Annotated in this window: 4 protein-coding genes; all 4 read left to right on the forward strand. The window is 35.6% G+C overall.

Annotated elements, in window-relative coordinates; genetic code table 11:
• Positions 1–28 precede the first annotated feature (28 nt).
• The 4 genes from ACT53I_RS01425 (at position 29) to ACT53I_RS01440 (ending at position 19,272) form a co-directional block, all read left to right on the forward strand.
• Entirely contained in the window at positions 29–3,739 is a 3,711-nt protein-coding gene (locus tag ACT53I_RS01425) for a T9SS type A sorting domain-containing protein (protein ID WP_476078099.1), read from the forward strand.
• A 383-nt stretch (positions 3,740–4,122) separates the two neighbouring features.
• Positions 4,123–6,855: a PKD domain-containing protein gene (locus ACT53I_RS01430; protein WP_476078100.1), complete on the forward strand. Its 2,733-nt coding sequence runs from the start codon at positions 4,123–4,125 to the stop codon at positions 6,853–6,855.
• Positions 6,856–7,221: 366 nt separating this feature from the next.
• Complete coding sequence (locus tag ACT53I_RS01435; RefSeq protein ID WP_476078101.1) at positions 7,222–11,700, forward strand: choice-of-anchor D domain-containing protein; 4,479 nt, start codon at positions 7,222–7,224, stop codon at positions 11,698–11,700.
• Between the two features lie 345 nt (positions 11,701–12,045).
• Entirely contained in the window at positions 12,046–19,272 is a 7,227-nt protein-coding gene (locus ACT53I_RS01440; RefSeq protein WP_476078102.1) for a beta strand repeat-containing protein, read from the forward strand.
• Positions 19,273–19,294: the final 22 nt, after the last annotated feature.

Here is a 19,294-nt window from a genome sequence, read left to right on the forward strand (position 1 = left end):
TTGGTACAGTCTAATAAAAAAATGAAATATGAAAAAGTATCTACTTTCTCTATTTTGTGCTCTATTTTCGATTTTATCGTGGGCACAATATTCAGAGAATTTTGATGCAAGTACTGCATTGCCTACAGGATGGAATGTAACTGGTGCTACAGTTACTTCAGGAGTAGGAGTTACAGGAAATGCACTAAATCTTGATGGAAAAGGAGAACAAGCAACTACACCTACTATTACAAATCCTGGTAACCTTACTTTTTATTACAAAGTAATTTACTCTAGAGATACAACACTAAAGGTGCAAGCGACCGATGGAACTAATACGGTAGATTTAACCACCATAAATATCACCGCTAATGTATCGACCTATCAGCTCGTTACCCTAAACAATCTCTTTGATCAAGTTACTATAGATCCTACTAAATTTAAAATTAAATTCCTCTTGGGGACTTGGAGTGGTACTACAACTAATACCATATATATTGATAATATTGATATTACCAGTCAACCAATTAATAATCAGGTAAGCGCTTTAGAAGAAGGTTTTGAGGGAGTGTTTCCGGGAAGTGGTTGGATCAATAATAATTGTACAATAGGGCTGGTTCCAAGATCGGGTAGAAAAAGTTTACTTTTTGATGCTACTGGAGATGCAATCACCACACCTGTTTTGTCAAGTCCTGGCAGAATTTCATTTTTTAGACTTTCAGAATCTTATGATACAACTACATGGAGTGCTTCAGTTGAAGTGCTTAATTACTCTGGCGCAGTTATAGCTACATTAACAAACATTACCACAGCACCTTATGAATATGCTAATGAAAACACCTATGATTTATCTGCATATTACAATGTGAGAATCAGAATAAGAGATACGAGAAGTTCAGGGAATTCTAAAAGATATGTAGATGATATTAAAGTAATTGGAAAAAATCAACCCGATATCAGTATCTATTCCTTTAATCATACGATTTATCATAATAATACAGAATATTTATCTGAGGATGGAACAGATATGTTTAGAAGACAGACCTATGCTACAGACGGTTATGGAAATTGGACGTATGTTTATACCATACGCAATATTGGTAATCAGACACTTTCTTTAGGAAAAATGTCTATTACAGGAGCTGATGTCAAAAACTTCACCTTAGGAGCAGATAGATCTTTTCAAAATATTGCTTCAGGAGGTGAACTTTCTTTTAGTGTGACTTATGATCCTAAATATGCTGGTTTTCATTATGTTACTATTAATATACCTTCTAATGATCCAGATTTGCCAATACTTAAAATTAATTTAAAAGGTTATGCCGTAGATTGTGATTTGCCCCAAAAAATTATTGCTGAAAATGACTTTGAAAATAATGCAACTTCTTCTATGCCATATACAGTTTTAAATTCTTGGGGGAGTCAATCTTTATCATCATTTACAACGAATACACAAACCAATTCTACTGGTGCAACTCAGTATTATCCTGCAAACCAGCCCATGACAGCAAGTGGTGTGAAAAGTTGGATGGTTTCTGGTAATCAGATTCAAGCCTTACAATTTGGCCCTATCAATGTTGCCGGAGAAAAAGGATTAGCCATCACATTAGAAGCAGCAGGATTTGATACTTCTTCTACTGGTGGACTGGATCCAGATGATAGGATAGAATTGTATGTAAGCTTTGACAATGGTACAACTTGGTCTAAAGAAGCTTATATAGAAGGTGCAGGAAGATCTAGTGGAACGGCAAGTGTAAGAATAAATAATTTATATAATTTTTCAACTGCGACAGAAAGAACATTTATCTTTACAGCAGATAATAATAATTCTTTTATTAGATGGGGGAACGATAAATCTGCAAATGGAGGAGTTGGAGATTCTGTAGGCTATCTTATTTTAGATATTCCAGATGAATTGAATGTATCTTCTGTCATGATAATGATTATTGCAAAGACAGATGGGCAAACCATTGATCCCAAAACCAATACCAATTATGGAGCAGATCTTGGAGAGACCATGCTCATTGATAATGTGAGAGTCGTGTCAAGAGGAATACCAAAAACCAAAACCTGGTATGGGCCAGCCATTGGATGGAAAGATGAATTTAATGCACCAAGTTCTAAATCTACATACATTCAAAAAGTAATTTTTGCAGAAAATTATGATTCTTCCGTGCATTCTGGTGATATAGAAGCTTGTAAATGTGATATTGCGGCAGGTAAAACCGTAACCATCCGAGGAAATAATTATATGAAAATAGAAAGTGACATTTTAAATGATGGAACTTTAAATATTGAAAGTGACGCTAATCTGGTTCAAGTCAGTAAAAAAGGAACCTATACAGGAACCAATCCTACGGCAATTGTAAAAAGAAATGCAAATCTTAAAATTAGAGATTATAACTACTGGGGAACACCTGTGTTAGACCCTATAAATTTGCAAGCGTTTTCACCAAATACTTTGTCTACTAATTTTTATACCTATAACGAATCAAATGATTTATTTGTAAGAATTGCAAGCCCTGCAACGACAAATTTTGAATTAGGAAAAGGATATGCAATCAGAGCACCGAATGACTTTACCACTACATCTACTGTTTTTAATGGTCAGTTTATCGGGAAGCCTACAAACGGAGATATATGGGTTCCTTTAGTATTTACAGATGCAACACATGGATATAATTTAATTTCAAATCCTTATCCTTCTAATATTGATTCTAGTTTGTTGTACCAATCCAATTCTAGTTTGATATATAATACCTTCTATCTGTGGACCAATACCAATTACAATCCAAAAATGCAAGGGTCTAATTATCCTGCAAATCTTCCTACAGGAACCCAGGTCATCAACAATTATGCTGTGATAAATGGGACAGGAGGTTTAGGAGCGCCTTATGGTTTTACAGGAACAGGAACCAATACACCAGTTTCATTTCCAAATAAATTTTTAAAAGTGGGGCAAGGTTTTGTGGTAAAAGCGAAAAGTGCAGGAAACCTTCTTTTTGAAAATGAAATGCGTTCTACAGATAATAGTGCAATATTCTTTAATAGAATGTCTAGCAATACGAAAGGAAGTAACAAAAATGCAGAAACTACGATGGATAGATTTTGGGTAAATCTTAAAACACCGTTAGATTTCGTAACACCTCTATTAATAGGGTATCCGAATGGAGCAACTGATAATTATGAAATGGATTATGATGCAGAACTTTTTATTCTAGGAGGAGATAGTTTTTATTCCATTCTAGATGGGTTAAAACTAGGGATTCAAGGTAAAAAATATCCATTGAACACTACAAAAGATGTCATCACTTTAGGAGCAAGGTTCGGGTTGCAAGGAAGTTATGAAATCGCTTTAGACAAAGTGGAAGGCGTATTTGCAAATGGACAAAGTATTTATCTTAAGGATAATTTTACAGGAGTCGTGACAAATCTTTCTCAATCACCTTACACTTTTACTGCAGATGCTGGAGAAGTAAACAATAGATTTGAAATTATATACAACTATAAAACATTGGGAAGCAATGAGGCTAGTCAAAAAGAGCCTGTGGTGATTTATAAAGAAGATAATGGTTTTGTAATCAATGCGAATGAAGTAATCACTTCAGTGAAGTTATTTGATGCTACCGGAAGATTGGTCAACGAACAAAAAGTGGAAGCTAAATCTACCAAGATTATTTTTTCAAATACTCAAAAAGGTGTATTCTTAGTAGAAATCATTACTCCATCTAAACGATATACCAAAAAAATTATCAACTAGATAATGATTTTATACACCAAAAAAAGCGCTGAGATTCATCTCAGCGCTTTTTTTATCACCACATCACCCCGCATCCATCACCCCACAATTTTCAAAAAAATCTGTATAATCTGCGAAATCAGCGAGAGACAAAAAAATATTTATGAAAAGAATCCGCGAGAATTTTCCTCATCCACCATTTTTTGAAGATTTTCACATCCTTTAGGACAAGAGGCAAAGAAAATCTTCAAAAAATCCCACACCTCACACCATCACCTCATTACCTCATCACCCCACACTCCCCAATTTTTTACGCTAAATTACGTATTGCCAGTTTTTGTCAGTCTTTGTTATTTAGGCAATTGATAATTCTACCGAATTATTAGCTAAAAACACACAAAACGATGAAAATAAAAACTTTTACTTTTTTAGTAAGTCTTCTCTATGTCCAAATTTTTTCACAAAACATTGGAGATTTTAAGTCAGTAATTTCTGGGAATTGGGCTTCAGCAGCCACTTGGCAGATGTACACCGCTACAGGCTGGGTTTCAGCTACTCAATATCCTGGACAAACCTCTGGTAATTATTCCGTCACCATTAGTGATGGCAATACGGTAACAGTAGGAAACTACACCAATGGAAATAACAGTGGCCCCTCTCTTACGGTTTCTTATAACATTGGAGACCTTGCAGTCCTTGGTCAACTCACCTTAAACATCAATATGGAGCTCAATAATACGGATGACTTGTTAATTGATGCAGGAACTGTGCTATGGAACCAAAACAATGTTTACCTCAAACTGAAACAAAACGCCGAGGTGAAAATCATCAATACAGGAACGGGTTCTTGTGGAAATAGTACTGGATTGAATGGATATGGTTTCATAGGAGGAAGCTGTTCTAATCAAACATCTTTAGAAATCGGGAACATTACGTATACCAATTGTGCGGGAAGTGGCAACGCTGTTGCAGGAACATTCTGCGATGTGGTAGAAGCGGGAGGAACCCTCAATGCTACACCTATTGCATCAGCAACTAATATATGTTTACCAAATAATTCAGTAACGCTTACCGCAGCCAGCAATAGCAATGTTACCGAAACCAAAACCTATACATGGTCGGTAGTTTATGCTCCAGTTGGATTCACTGGTTTCTCTAATAATGGTCTTTCTTCCATTACCGTGAATAATTTAATAGCAGGAACCTATGTGTTCAAACTTAAAATCTCAATTACTAAATCAGGAAAAACGTTTAGTGCAGAAGATACGGTTACAATAAACGTATATCAAGCGATTGCATCGGGAACAATTAATAGTTTAAATATTTGCAGTAAAAATAATACAAGCAATGTAATCACCTTATCTGGATATAATGGGACAATAACAAAATGGCAATCCTCTACCACCAGTAACTTCAGTACTGCTGTTACAGATATTGCGAATACCACCAATCAATTAATATTACCCAATAATTTAAATACAGATAGGTATTATAGAGTGGTGTTATCAAATGGCTCTTGTAATGGCTATTCTGCAGTAGCAGAGGTGAAAACCAATACCACCATTTATACAGGGACATGGAGTAACGGAACACCAGATATTTCGAAGAGAGCGGTTTTTTCTAATAATTACTTAATAGATTTAGATCTAAATGCTTGTGCGGTAGAAGTAAATAATAATGCAGTAGTAACCATTCCTGCCAATAAAACGCTTACAGTAGATGCTGAAATAGAAGTGCTATCAGGAAATATAAAAGTAGAGAATGATGCAAGCTTGGTTCAGGTGAGGAAAAATGTAACAAACATGGGAAATATTACCGTCAATAGAGATGCTAATCTCAAGCGTTTAGATTATAATTATTGGGGAACTCCAGTGGCGGGGCAAGAATTGAAAGCTTTTTCACCCAATACAGTTTCTAATAGATTTTATACTTATAATGAACGCACAGATGGTTTTGAGGTCATTAATCCTACAGGCAATAATTTCGTAGCAGGAAAAGGATATGCGATAAGAGCACCCAATAATCATCCTACTTCAGTTACCGTATTTAATGGAGTATTTACTGGAGTGCCCAATAATGGTGATTTCACAGTTCCTGTGAGCAATAGCCTTAATGGATTTAATCTCATTGGAAACCCATATCCATCCAATATGAGTTTTGCAGATTTTTATGAAGCCAATAGCTCAGTGATTAATAATATTGCATATTTCTGGACCAATATCAATCCTAATCCTGCTATGCAGAATAGCAATTACACTACCAGCAATGAGTATAACAATTATGCAATATACAATGGAAGTGGTGGAGTACCAGCTACTGGGCCTACAGTGTCTAGCGTTACGCCGAATCCTGATTTTAGAGTAGGACAAGGATTTATTATTCAAGCAAAAGCCAATGGAAATGTAGTATTCAATAATGCCATGAGAAACGGAAATACGACAGCTAAGTTTTTCAATAGAACCGCAGCCAAAGAAAAAGTTGACCGTTTCTGGCTACAGTTAACTACTCCGTTGGATGTTGCTAATAAAATTTTGATAGCCTATAAAAAAGAGGCTACAGATGGTTTTGATGTAGATTATGATGCGCCACATCTTATCATAGGAGCAGATTCTTTTTACAGTATTTTGAATCAGGAAAAATTAGCGATCCAAGGAAAAAAATATCCTTTGTTAGAAAATGACAAAATACAACTCGGAGCTAGTTTTTATGATGCAGGAAACTTTACCATATCACTAGAAGAAAAAGAAGGAATTTTCGCAAACGGACAAGCAATTTATCTCAAAGATAATCTTACAGGAATGATGACCAATTTATCTCAATCTTCTTATACTTTTAGGGCAGAAAAAGGAGAGGTAAATAATAGATTTGAGATTTATTTTAGTAATAAAATATTGGCTACAGATCAAGCCAATTCAAAAAATCCTATTGTGATTTATAAAGAAGATAATGGTTTTGTAATCAAAGCATCAGAAATAATCACGGAAGTAAAAGTCTTCGATGCTTCTGGAAGATACATCAAACATCAAAAAGTAAATGCTAAATCTACTCAGGTGCTGCTTCCTGAAAATCAAAAAGGAGTGCTCGTCTTCGAAGTCATTACTGCAACAAACAAATACACCAAAAAAGCATTAAAATAAATGTTAAACAAAAAGCGCCGAGATTAATCTCGGCGCTTTTCATATCATCCCACACCCCTCATCCCTCATCCTTCATCCATCACCTCACAATTTTCAAAAAAATCTGTGCAATCTGCGAAATCAGTGAGAGACCAAAAAAATATTTATAAAAAAGAATCCGCGAGAAGTTTCCTCATCCACCATTTTTTGAAGATTTTACATCCTTTAGGACAAGAGGCAAAGAAAATCTTCAAACAATCCCCGCATCATCCCGCACCCCACATCCCTCAAAATACGTAAAATGCATTAGAACATTTCTTCTGTAATACTTGTAATTTTGATAGTGACTTAGAAAAAAAAGACTGATGAAAAACAAAAACACAAACAATGAAAAAAAATTTATTCTCGAGAGGTATTTATATCTCTGTTATATTAGTGTATTTGTTACTTGATGCAGTATTGAATGCACAGATACAATCTGCACAATCAGGAAATTGGTCTTCTTCATCCACTTGGATAGGAGGAGTAATTCCCAATGGAAATGATGCAGTTATCATCAATGCCAATCATCAGGTAACCTTAGATAATACCGCTTTTGCAACCAGAAACGCCAATACTACCATAAATCTATATGGAACATTAGCAGCAAGTGTTACGTGTGTGAATAATGCATCTATGCTAGTAAATGGCAGTTTTAAACTTATTTCTGGAGGTTGGGCTACAGGCAATAATTTTGTCTATGGAATGAGTTCTAATTTAATTTTCGACCTAGGTTCTGGATTTTATGAAGTAAACAATACAGATGTATTTTGGCCAGTAACCAGTGGACCTAGAAATGTATATCAGGCAACCATTCCACCTACTGCTTTACCTGCAGGACTCAGACTAAACAATATGACCAGAACCGTAGAAGGTCTCATGTCGGTAGATGCAGGAATACATTTATCAAATGCTTCCCTTATTCTTAATGGAACGGTTCAAATCAATACCAATGGATATTTTAACGATGCACCAATTTATGGAAATAACTCTACTTTAATTTACAATACAGGACTTTCTTATAACAATGGCAATGAATGGAATGCGGGAGGAAACAATACAACAACTGCAGGTTTAGGAATTCCTCAAAATGTCACGATCCAAAACGGAACCCAGCTCAATATGTTTGCAGCGAGAGGATTAGCAGGAAATCTTTTAATCAAAGATGCAAATTCTAAACTCAACCTAGGAAACAATATTGGAGATGACTTATTCTTAAAAGGCAACTTGAATATTCAAATTGCGAATGGTCTGAATGCCAATAATAGAGCGGTAGTGTTCATTAATAATGCCTTACAAACCATACAGTCAGTAACCAATCCACTTATACTTCCTTATATCAATTTAGCGAGTCCTTCTGGAAACACCAATGTTCAGTTGCAAACAGATCTAAACATCACCGCTCCCAATGGTGGAAATGCTATTTCATTTCTTAATGCGTCAGATGTTTTAGACATCAACGGCAAGAGCTTAACCATAGGAACTACAGGAGTAAATAACACCATCGCTGGAACAGGAAGGTTTAAAGGAAACTATGCTTCAAAACTCACATTGCTCGGAAACGGAAGCATAGGAATTATGAGTTTTTTAACAGGTTTTCAGACTTTGGGAAATTTAACTATCAATAGACAAGCAGGACAAACAGCCGTAACTCTAGGCTCTTCTGTGGTGATTTTAAACAATCTTACTCTTACCAATGGAAATGTAGAACTTAAACACAATTACCTTACCCTAGGAGCTACTACCACACTTACCGGAGGAAGCGCCAATAGTTTTGTGATTTCAGAAAAATCTAATGGAGGGGGTAGATTAAGAAAATATGTAAATGCTAAAATCACCTACTTTTTCCCTGTAGGCGATAATCCGAATTCCAATGCAGGAAGCGAATACACACCACTAGAAATTACCTTGCACTCAGGAATCCTTAATTCGTCTGCATTTATAGAAGTGGCAACCGAAAATGCAAAACACACCACCAATGATTCACCCGTAGATTATCTTTTGAGATACTGGGTGCTCAATTCCCAAAATACCGTAAATCTAAGATACAGCGTTAATGCCTATTATACCAATGCAGATATTTTTGGTACAGAAGTAAATTCTGTGGCAGGTCAGTGGAATGGGACACAATGGTTAGAACACATTCACATCGGTAGCAATATTTTAAAATTAGAAGGGTTAACAGATTTTCCACTCATCAATGAGATTACTGCAGGTAATCCTCTCAAAGGAAGAGAGATCAACGTAAGAGGAAACGGACTCAATATTTCCAGTGGAGATATCACACCAGATAATTATGACAATACTTTCTTTGGTACTACAGTAGTAGATGGTGGAACCATAGACAAAACCTTCGTTATCGAAAATGTAGGAAATCTTCCACTTTCTATCAATGGAGTAACCATTACAGGAGCTAATGCAAGCGATTTTACTATCATAACCAATCCTGCCAATAACATCCTCGAGCAAACCTCCAGCAATTTAATTATTAGATTCAATCCTTCTGCTAATGGATTAAGAAACGCTACCGTAAATATTCAGAACAATGATACTAACGAGAGTCCTTACACCTTTGCGATTCGAGGAGGAGGCAGTACTTCTGTCCCATGCAGTTCAGATGTAATCATTGTACAGCAAGATTTTGAAGATATTCCAAATGAACCACTATATGATTATACCACAAATGTTTATACGGGTTCTGTGGTGGTTTCAGGAGGCTTTGCTTTTGCCAATGAAGCCCTCAAAAACAAATACTTAGGTCAAGAATCTTTACAGATATTTAATACAGACGCCGAAATAAACTTTAATTCCATCAACACCAGTTTTTATTCTAATGTAGAGTTAAGTTTCAATCTCGCTTCTTTAGGCGGAAATTTTGGAGTAGGAACCAATAGTGGTGATGTAATTATAGTTTCGGTGTCTGCCAATGGTGGGGCATATTCAGATGAAATCATCATCAGAGGAAATGTAAACAGCAATTGGTCATTTGCAGATGGTTTAGGTGCTGCCAGTAAAATATATTCTGGCACCAATGCTCCAGTAACCTTCCAAACACCTACGGGAAGCCAAACCACCAATGCCTTAAAAACCATTGTACTTTCTCAATTGCCTGCCGTAAATGATTTAAAATTAAAATTCAGATTAATATCAGGCTCAGAATCTAGAATCTGGAGCGTAGATAATATTCTGCTCAAGGGAACGGCTCCTGCTAAAGTTTGGAACGGCTCAGCATGGTCTGGCTTAGGAACTTCAGCACCAGATGCTTATGAAAAAGTATTGTTGGCCGAGAGCTATAATACAGACCTTCATGGCAATTTTGTCACTTGCGAATGCGAAATTACTTCTGGGAAATCATTGCTCGTAACCGCCAATCATTATGTGGAAATTCACAATAGGCTCATCAATTATGGTACAGTAACCGTAGAAAATGATGGTAATTTGATTCAAAGAAATGATACTTCTGTAAACGTAGGAAATATAAAAGTGAAAAGGAATGCCAATCTAAAACGTTTAGACTACAACTATTGGGGAAGTTCTGTAGCAGGACAAAATCTTAAAGCATTTTCTCCAGGGACTTTGTCTACAAGATTCTATACCTATAACGAAGCAGATGATTTCTTCTACGTGATTTCACCTACCAGTAATGATTTTATTCCTGGAAAAGGATACGCCATTAGAGCGCCAAATGATTACGCACTTACCAATACTGTTTTCAACGGAGAATTTTTCGGAGTGCCGAATAATGGAGTGATTGCTGTAAATGTAACCAAATCAGCAAATGGATATAACCTCGTGTCTAATCCTTACGCATCAAACATCAATTTTGCCAATTTCTATGCAGCTAATAGCAGTATCATCAATAACATCGCGTATTATTGGACCAATGTAAATCCTAATCCTGAAATGCAAGGCGCCAATTATCCTAATGGTGGTTTTCTTAATAATTACGCCATCTATAACGCTAGTGGAGGTGTTCCTGCAACAGGTCCTGCACAAAATGGTTCTGTAACACCAAATCAATACATAAAAGTAGGACAAGGCTTCATTATCCAAGCCAAAAATAATGGAACAGTGGTCTTTAACAACAGCATGAGAACTAATAATACCACCGCTAAATTCTTTAACAAAATGTCGAAAAATGCCAAAGAAGAAACCAACGATAGATTTTGGTTGCAGTTAACCACACCATTGCAGGTGGCAAATAAAATCCTCATAGCCTACAAAAAAGAAGCGACCAATGATTTCGAAATAGATTATGATGCACCACATCTCATCATAGGAGCAGATTCATTCTATTCTATTTTAGGTGAACATAAATTAGCCATTCAAGGCAGAAAATATCCATTGGCGATGAATGAAGTAATTCCGCTAGGAGCATCTTTCTATGCGCCGGGAAATTATACCATTTCTTTAGCCGAAAAAGAAGGAATTTTTGCCAATGGTCAAGCCATTTTGATTAAAGACAATGTCAACAATTCACTCGTGAATTTACAAACCGAAGACTACACTTTTACGGTACAAACGGCGGGCGAAATTGAAGACCGATTTGAATTGGTATTTATGGATAAATCACAAAATTCAGGTAATACCGATACAGCTTTACAAGAGGTTAGAGTGATAGACCAAGCAGACCATTACCTCGTGATTTCTAAAAATGAGAAGATACTAGAACTTTATTTGAGCAATGCTCTAGGCAATTTCAATAAAAAATATACTCCAAAAAATAAATCTATACTAATTCCAAAATCAGAATTACCACTTCCGGGAGTGTATTTCATCAAAGGGAAAACAGAAACCAGATGGTTTGAAGAAAAAATCATCAAGTAATCCCTTTACAAATGGAAGTGAAAATGAAAGTAAGCCGAGAATTCGTTCTCGGCTCTTTTTTTAGTGGTTGCTGATAAAAAAGCATCAACGATTCTTAGATAAAACACAAAAAAAGCGGTGCTAAGTGCCAAAAATGGGCGCCGAATTTTAGATTTTGAGCGATAAAAAAGCACAATGTTCTATGTGAATAAAATTTAACATTTTCTGAAAACCCCTTCATTATTAAGTAATTGATTATCAGGAAACGTTTTTTTTTATTTTATGTTAAAAAAATCATAAAGATTTCTTAAAAATGATTAATTTTATCGTCCGTTTTATTAAATAACTTACATACTCTTAACACAAATGAAGAAAACTCTACGAGTTTTATTTTCTCGCTTTGCTATACTCCTCATCTCTCTAATCTCCACTTTTGGGTGGGGGCAATATTCAATTGCTGGACTTGGTTCTGGGAATACTTATATACAAAATTTTGATACTTTTAGGGGTACCTCCGCTACTTTACCAACTAATTGGGCCGTTGTAACCGCTTCTTATAATGCTACTTATCCAATAATAACTTCTGGTGCTACAACTCCTACAGTTGCTAATGCATCTGGTAATAATTGTTATGCCGGAAGAGCATCTTCAAGTAGTACAGACTATTCTATATTACAGAAGCCAGCAACAACAGGAACAACTACTTTTACTTTTAATGCTAAAAATAATACGGGAAGTACAATTGATGGATTAACTTTAACATGGAATGTAGAACAATTTAATAAAAATGGTAGACCAGCAACTGTTGATTTTTCTTACAGTATTAATGGAGGTGCTTATGTCAATACTGGAATATCTGGGACTACACTATATACATGTAGTACTGGAACAGAAACTTTATTTAATTCAACAAGCACCGCAAGATCAATAACAATTTCTGGTATAAGTATTCCTAATACTCAGAATATAGATTTTAGATTTACAATAAATGGAACTTCAGGAACGGGCTCTAATCCATTAGTTGGGATTGATGATTTTACAATGTATGCAACATCAAATTCTTCGGGTGCATATACAGTAGCTTCTGGAGATTGGAATACGGGGTCTACTTGGAATACCGGTACAGTGCCTACTTCTTCCGATAATGCTACTATTTCTGCTGGTCATACTGTATATACGGGTACTTCTTTAACAAGAAATGCTACTACTACAGTTAATGGAACCTTCCAAATTAATGCGGGAGGTTGGGCAGGCGGTACCACAGATTTTACCTATGCTGCTGGTTCAGAACTGATTTTTAATCATGCTAATTCTACAGATTATGGACCAATAGACAATACACATAAGTATTGGCCAAGTACTAACGGACCTACTAATGTTACGCTTAATGCTAATAGCCCAATTAATCTTGGTGTGGCAAGAGCGGTTACCAATTTATACACTTCTTCAGCAATAAAAGGAGCATCTAATCTTACCGTAAATGGTATCAATCAATTGAATAGCAGTGGAGCAATCTTTGATTCAGCGCTTAATTATGGGAGTTCAGCTACTTTAGTGTATAATTCAGGTGGTATTTTTGGGAGAGGCAATGAATGGAATAATAATCCAGCCAATGTAACTTTACAAAACAGCACTGCCCTAAATTATCCTAATGGATGGGGGGCGATATCAAGAACGCTTACAGGTAATCTTACCATAGGGGCAAGTTCTGCATTATATATGGATTATGGTACTCCTGCTACAGGAGTTGGATTACTCACCATAGGAGGAAATGTAAACAATAGTGGTAGTTTGTCTTTAGGAAATCAAGCAGGTGGAGATTTGAAAGTTGCAGGCAATTGGTCTAACTCTGGTACTTTTACACCTAATAACAGAGCTGTGTTTTTTAATGGTTCTGGTATGCAGACTGTTACCAATTCTTCTGGTACAGAAACTTTTAATTTTTTAAATGTAGAAAATAGTGCTTCTCTTAAATTAGCAACAGGTACTAATGTGCTTGTGAATGGGATTAATGGTCTCACACTTTCTACTACACATGCAAGTTCATCTATTGATTTAAACGGTCAAACATTTACACTATCTGGTGGTGGTAATTTGTCTTTATCTTCAGGGAATAGATTTATTAATAGTAGTGTTACAGGTGGTATTTTTAAAATAACCACTTCAGTCATTACAGTTTCGAATGGGGGAACGCTTACATTTGGAACTACTGCCAATCCTACTTTTGCGACTTTAATTCTAGAAAGTGGCTTCAATGCTGGATCGGGTAGTGCCACTACGCTCAATAGTGTTCTTCAAATTAATAATGGAGGATTTGTAACAGGAAATACGCTTAGATACAGCACAGGTTCTTTACTTAAATATAATGTAGGAACTGTTTATAATAGAAATTTTGAATGGAATGGAACCGCTTCGCCAATTGGAGTACCTTATAATGTTCAGTTGTCGAATAATACAACGCTGAATTATGTAAATGCGGCAAACTTAGCACAGCAATACATCACCAATAATCTAACGATAGATAGTGGCTCAAATTTATATATGGATTATGGTTCCGCAACTTGTGGAGGAGCCTTGAACATAGGAAATAATCTTGTATCTTCTGGTGGGATGACTCTAGGTTTTGCATCTGGAGATGATTTGAAAGTTGGAGGAAACATAACATTCAACGCTGGCTATACTTTTAATGCAAAAGGAAGAGCTATTTTCTTTACCAAAGCTGGAACGCAAATAGTTACTGCATCTAGTAAACCTACTTTTCATTATGTTGTTTTTTCTGGAGCTACCACTACAGTACAGTTAGCTTCTGGAACAAGTTTAGATATTACAGCACCCAATGCAGGTAATGTTATTTCTTTTAATGCAGGTACCAATGTTTTTGATATCAACGGTAATACATTAACGTTAGGAACTACAGGAGTGGCCAATACAATTTCTGGAAGCGGAACTTTTAAAGGAAGTACTACATCTAATCTTACATTATTAGGAAATGGAAGTATAGGAACTTTAAATTTTACAACGGGTTCACAAACTTTAGGAACATTTACGGTAAATAGACAAACTTCAACTATAGGAGCAGTTTTAGGAACACCTTTGGTAGTAAACTCTACCTTAGTTCTTACCAATGGAATTGTAGATTTAGGCTCGAATATGTTAACGCTTGGTTCAACTTCAGGAGCAGGCACACTTACAGGAGGTTCTTCTTCATCTTACATCATAGCAGACAGAACAGCGGGTGGATCTTTTAAAAGATTTACTCCTACTATTAGCTCTTATACTTTTCCGATAGGAGATGCTTCTGGCACAGCAGAAGGTACACAATATTCTCCTGCAACAGTAAATCTTACTACGGCTACACTTGTATCAGCTTCTTTCTTACAAATGAATGTAGAAGATGCAATAGAGCCAAACAGTCAGGCAACAACGGATTATATTACCAGATATTGGAACCTAAATGGGAATAGCATAACCAATGCTACCTATAATTTTACAGGAAATTATCTCCCTGCAGATATCGTCGGAACGGAGTCTATAAGCAAATCGGGTAGATATGCTACAAGTTCAGGATGGACAGAAGGAGCTACCTTATCCTCTAACACTGTTTCATTAACTGGCTTAACTACAGGTGCTGGTGCAATAAATGCTACAGCAGACAGCAATCATTATACAGGAGGTTATCCTTTTACAAAAGCAGAAATTAATATCAAACAAGGTACTACAAGTTATGCTACAGGATCAAGTTATGCTTTTGGAAATGTAGAAGTTACAACGAATAAAGATATTACTTTTACGATTGAAAATTTAGGATTAGAGGCGCTTAATCTAAGTGCTGCCACTGTTTCTGGAACAGGTTTTTCTCTATTAACGAATTATACTTCTCCTGTAAATGGCAATGCTAACACTACTTTTGTTATTAGATTTACTCCAAATGCTTTATCAGCATTTTCAGGGAGTATTAGTATTCCTAACAACGATGTTTCAGGCTCCGAAAATCCTTATATAATTAATTTCACAGGAACAGGAATTGTCAGTTCTTTAACAGATATTATTGCTTCAGGAACAGAACAGAATACCATTTCTTCTACTGTAAATAACATTCCCATTACTGACAATACAAAAGGAGTGCAAGTATGGCAATTTACCATAAGAGATGGTGGTGCTACGGGAGATAATGATAATTTAGCAAGTATTCTTACATCATTAAATATTGCTAAAAGTGTTTCTAGTTCTATTGGAGATTTCAGAGATGCGATTTATTCTATTGGATTGTTTGATGGTTCTACATTATTAGCGACTGGTAATGTAGTAAGTGCTACTCAGATACAATTTACAGGATTAAATGTTAATATCCCTGATAATGGTTCGAAAACATTATCAGTGAGACTTTCCTTGAAATGTCCATTGGGTGCAGGTGCTGTAGATGGAGATGATTTGGTATTTAGCATTTCTAATACTAATGCAACTTTTGATGCTACGGGTTCTGGGAATGCGGCCTTTTCTGCAGCAGTTTCAGCAGATACTAAAAATATATTAGACGTAATAGCAACTAAATTAACATTTACCACCCAACCAATAACTACAGCAGTCAATCAATCTATGCCAACGGTAAGAGTAAGTGCAGTAGATGATTGTGGAAATATTGATAAAAATTATATAGGTACAGTTTCTATTACAAGTACAGGTTCATTACTTACCACACCAATTACTGCTTCACTGAGTTCGGGAGTAGCAATTTTTAATAATATTGTCCATACAGTGGTGGGTACAAGCAAAACACTTACGGCTACTGAAGGAACAAAAAGCATGATAAGTAGTTCTTTTGATATCATAGCCAATTCTTTCTTTGAAAAGGGAGATTTTATGGTAGTGGGAGTGAATTCTAATATAGTTAATTGTTCAGGTACCAATCCTGCATATGCTGCTGCGAGTGGTTTTAATTCTGGTGCTGATGAAATAAGCTTTTTCAGTTTTAAAAATATTTATAATGGTGATGTGTTTTTTATTACGGATAACGGGTATGAAAGAACTACTGCAGGAAAATGGGGAGACTCTGAAGGAGTATATAAAATTACAAGAACAGGAGGAACTATTGCTGCAGGAACGGTCTTAAACATGTGGTTATATGACTCAGCTCCGTTTCTTACGTTTACCTCACCTGATAATGGATGGACGGTAACTCGAGAAACTGGATTCACAAATCCAGTGGTTCTAAATACGAATGGAGATCAAATCTATTTTATGCAAGGGGGCTCTTGGAGTAATCCTGCTGGAACTCACGATGCAGAGTATATACCAGGAACAATTTTATTTGCATTCAATACCAATTCTTCATGGACTTCAATGACTAATTCTTCCCAGCAATCTGGATTGTATCCAGGGGTAAGATGTTTTAGTGTATTGCCTAATGCAGCTACAGATTTTCTAGAATATACAGGTCCCGTAACCGCTGCAAGCAGAAGAGATTGGATAGAAAGAATTAATAACCCAAATAACTGGTCTAATAGATTATCTTGTACAGGATATACGAGGATGCATGTAGATCAAGTATATACGATATTAAATGGGGCTACTGTAAATGGATTATGGAGAGGGAGCTCAGATGGTAACTGGTTTGATTGTTCGAATTGGGATAATTTAAATGTTCCTGATCAATCTACTAATGTTTCTATTCCTAATACAGCAACGAATGATGTTGTGATAAGTGCAGCAGCAGTAGATTCTGATTTATATGGATACATTGCAAAAGCCAATAATATTGACATTGAAAAAAAATTAACAATAGAAGGAAACGCTAATGACAAATTAGAAGTATATGGTAATTTAACTTTAAATGCTGAAGGCACTTTAGACATGGACGATAGCAATGCCACTACACAAGATGGTCAAATCTATCTCTATGGAAACTGGACGAATAATGCTGGTGATTCAAGTTTTTTACAAGGACAAAGCACTGTTCATTTCCTTGGAAACGCTACCCAAGTAGTTAATAACAATAATCATAGTAATGTTGAAACTTTTGGAAACGTAGTGTTAGGAAATAATTTTGATACAGCGGTTTCTAATGACTTATACATCGATGGAACTCTTACCATAAATGCAAATAAAGCACTAACAATCAATTCATCAAACAATTTTGTAGAAGTGGTAGGTAATGTAACCAATAATGGAGCCCTAACTGTAGAGAGTGACGGCAATTTTATACAAAGAAATGGAACTTATACTGGAAGTAGCATCACCGTAAAAAGAAATACAAACCTTAAACGTTTAGATTATAATTACTGGGGAACACCTGTTTCTGGTCAAAATCTAAAAGCATTCTCTACGGGTACTCTTTCAAGTAGATTCTATACCTATAATGAAGCTACAGATGGTTTTGTATGGATTGATCCTAATAGTAATAACTTCTTGCCAGCAAAAGGTTATGCGATTAGAGCAAGCAACACAGCTACCACTACCCCGCAAATTTTCGCTGGAGAATTCAGAGGTTTGCCAAATAATGGAACATTATCTCTCAATTTATCCTATACAGATGCAGCACATGGGTATAATTTAGTAGCAAATCCATATCCATCAAATATAGATTTAGACCAATTATACACAGACAATAGCGGAGATATTACAGGAACATTTTATTTCTGGACCAATATCAATCCTAATCCTGCGATGCAATATTCTAATTATCCTCAGTTAGGTTATTATAACAATTACGCAGTGTATAACGCTTCTGGGGGAGTACCTGCAGCTGCGCCAGCAATATGTGCAGAAGGTTGTGTGGCAGATTCGTCTACGCCAACCAATATAGTGAAGCCAGGGCAAGGATTTATAGTGAGAGCAACAGGGGTGGCTAAAACGCTAGATTTTAACAATTCACTAAGAAAAGCATCCTCTGGAATATTCTTTAATAGAATGGCAAGTCAACAAAAATCTAATAATAGGTACTGGGTACAGCTCATAACGCCTCTTAAATTAGTCAATACCATTCTAATTGCATATAAAGAAGGCTCTACGAAAAAATTTGAAGAAAATTTTGATTCCAAATTATTGGTAGAAAGTCCAGACTCCTTCTACTCTAAAGTAGATGATAATAAATTATTAATACAAGGAAGAGGATATCCTTTTAATGTAAATGATAGGGTAGGTTTAGGAACATCTTTTTATCAAGCAGGAGTTCACACGATTTCTTTGACCAAAAAAGAAGGTGAATTTTCAGATGGTCAACCCATTTATCTTCACGATAAAAAGGAAGGAAAATTGACAGATTTACAAAAACAAGAATATTCGTTTATTGCAGAGCCAGGAGAAAGTACAGATAGATTTGAAATTGTTTACAATACCACAAATAAAATCTTAGGAACCAATGAAAATAACAAATACGGATTGCAAATTTATGAGGCAAATAATAATTTTATAATTAAAGCAGATAAAGTATTTGATGAAGTAAAAATTTATGATATTTCTGGTAAACTTTTGAAAACCATAGAGGCAGGAAAAAAACAATTATTGATAGAAAAATCTATTTTAAATACAGGTACTAATGTTTTTAGCATTATATTTGCCGATGAAATGGTAAACAAAAAAATAATATCAAAGTAAATGAAAGCATTAATTTCCACAC

The organism is Cloacibacterium sp. DMC96 (genome assembly GCF_056313765.1).

What these genes read in the sequence shown, in the direction of transcription:
- ACT53I_RS01440 (WP_476078102.1), top strand. Translation starts at nt 12,046, where the DNA reads ATGAAGAAAACTCTACGAGTTTTATTTTCTCGCTTTGCTATACTCCTC.
- ACT53I_RS01425 (WP_476078099.1), top strand. Translation starts at nt 29, where the DNA reads ATGAAAAAGTATCTACTTTCTCTATTTTGTGCTCTATTTTCGATTTTA.
- ACT53I_RS01430 (WP_476078100.1), top strand. Translation starts at nt 4,123, where the DNA reads ATGAAAATAAAAACTTTTACTTTTTTAGTAAGTCTTCTCTATGTCCAA.
- ACT53I_RS01435 (WP_476078101.1), top strand. Translation starts at nt 7,222, where the DNA reads ATGAAAAAAAATTTATTCTCGAGAGGTATTTATATCTCTGTTATATTA.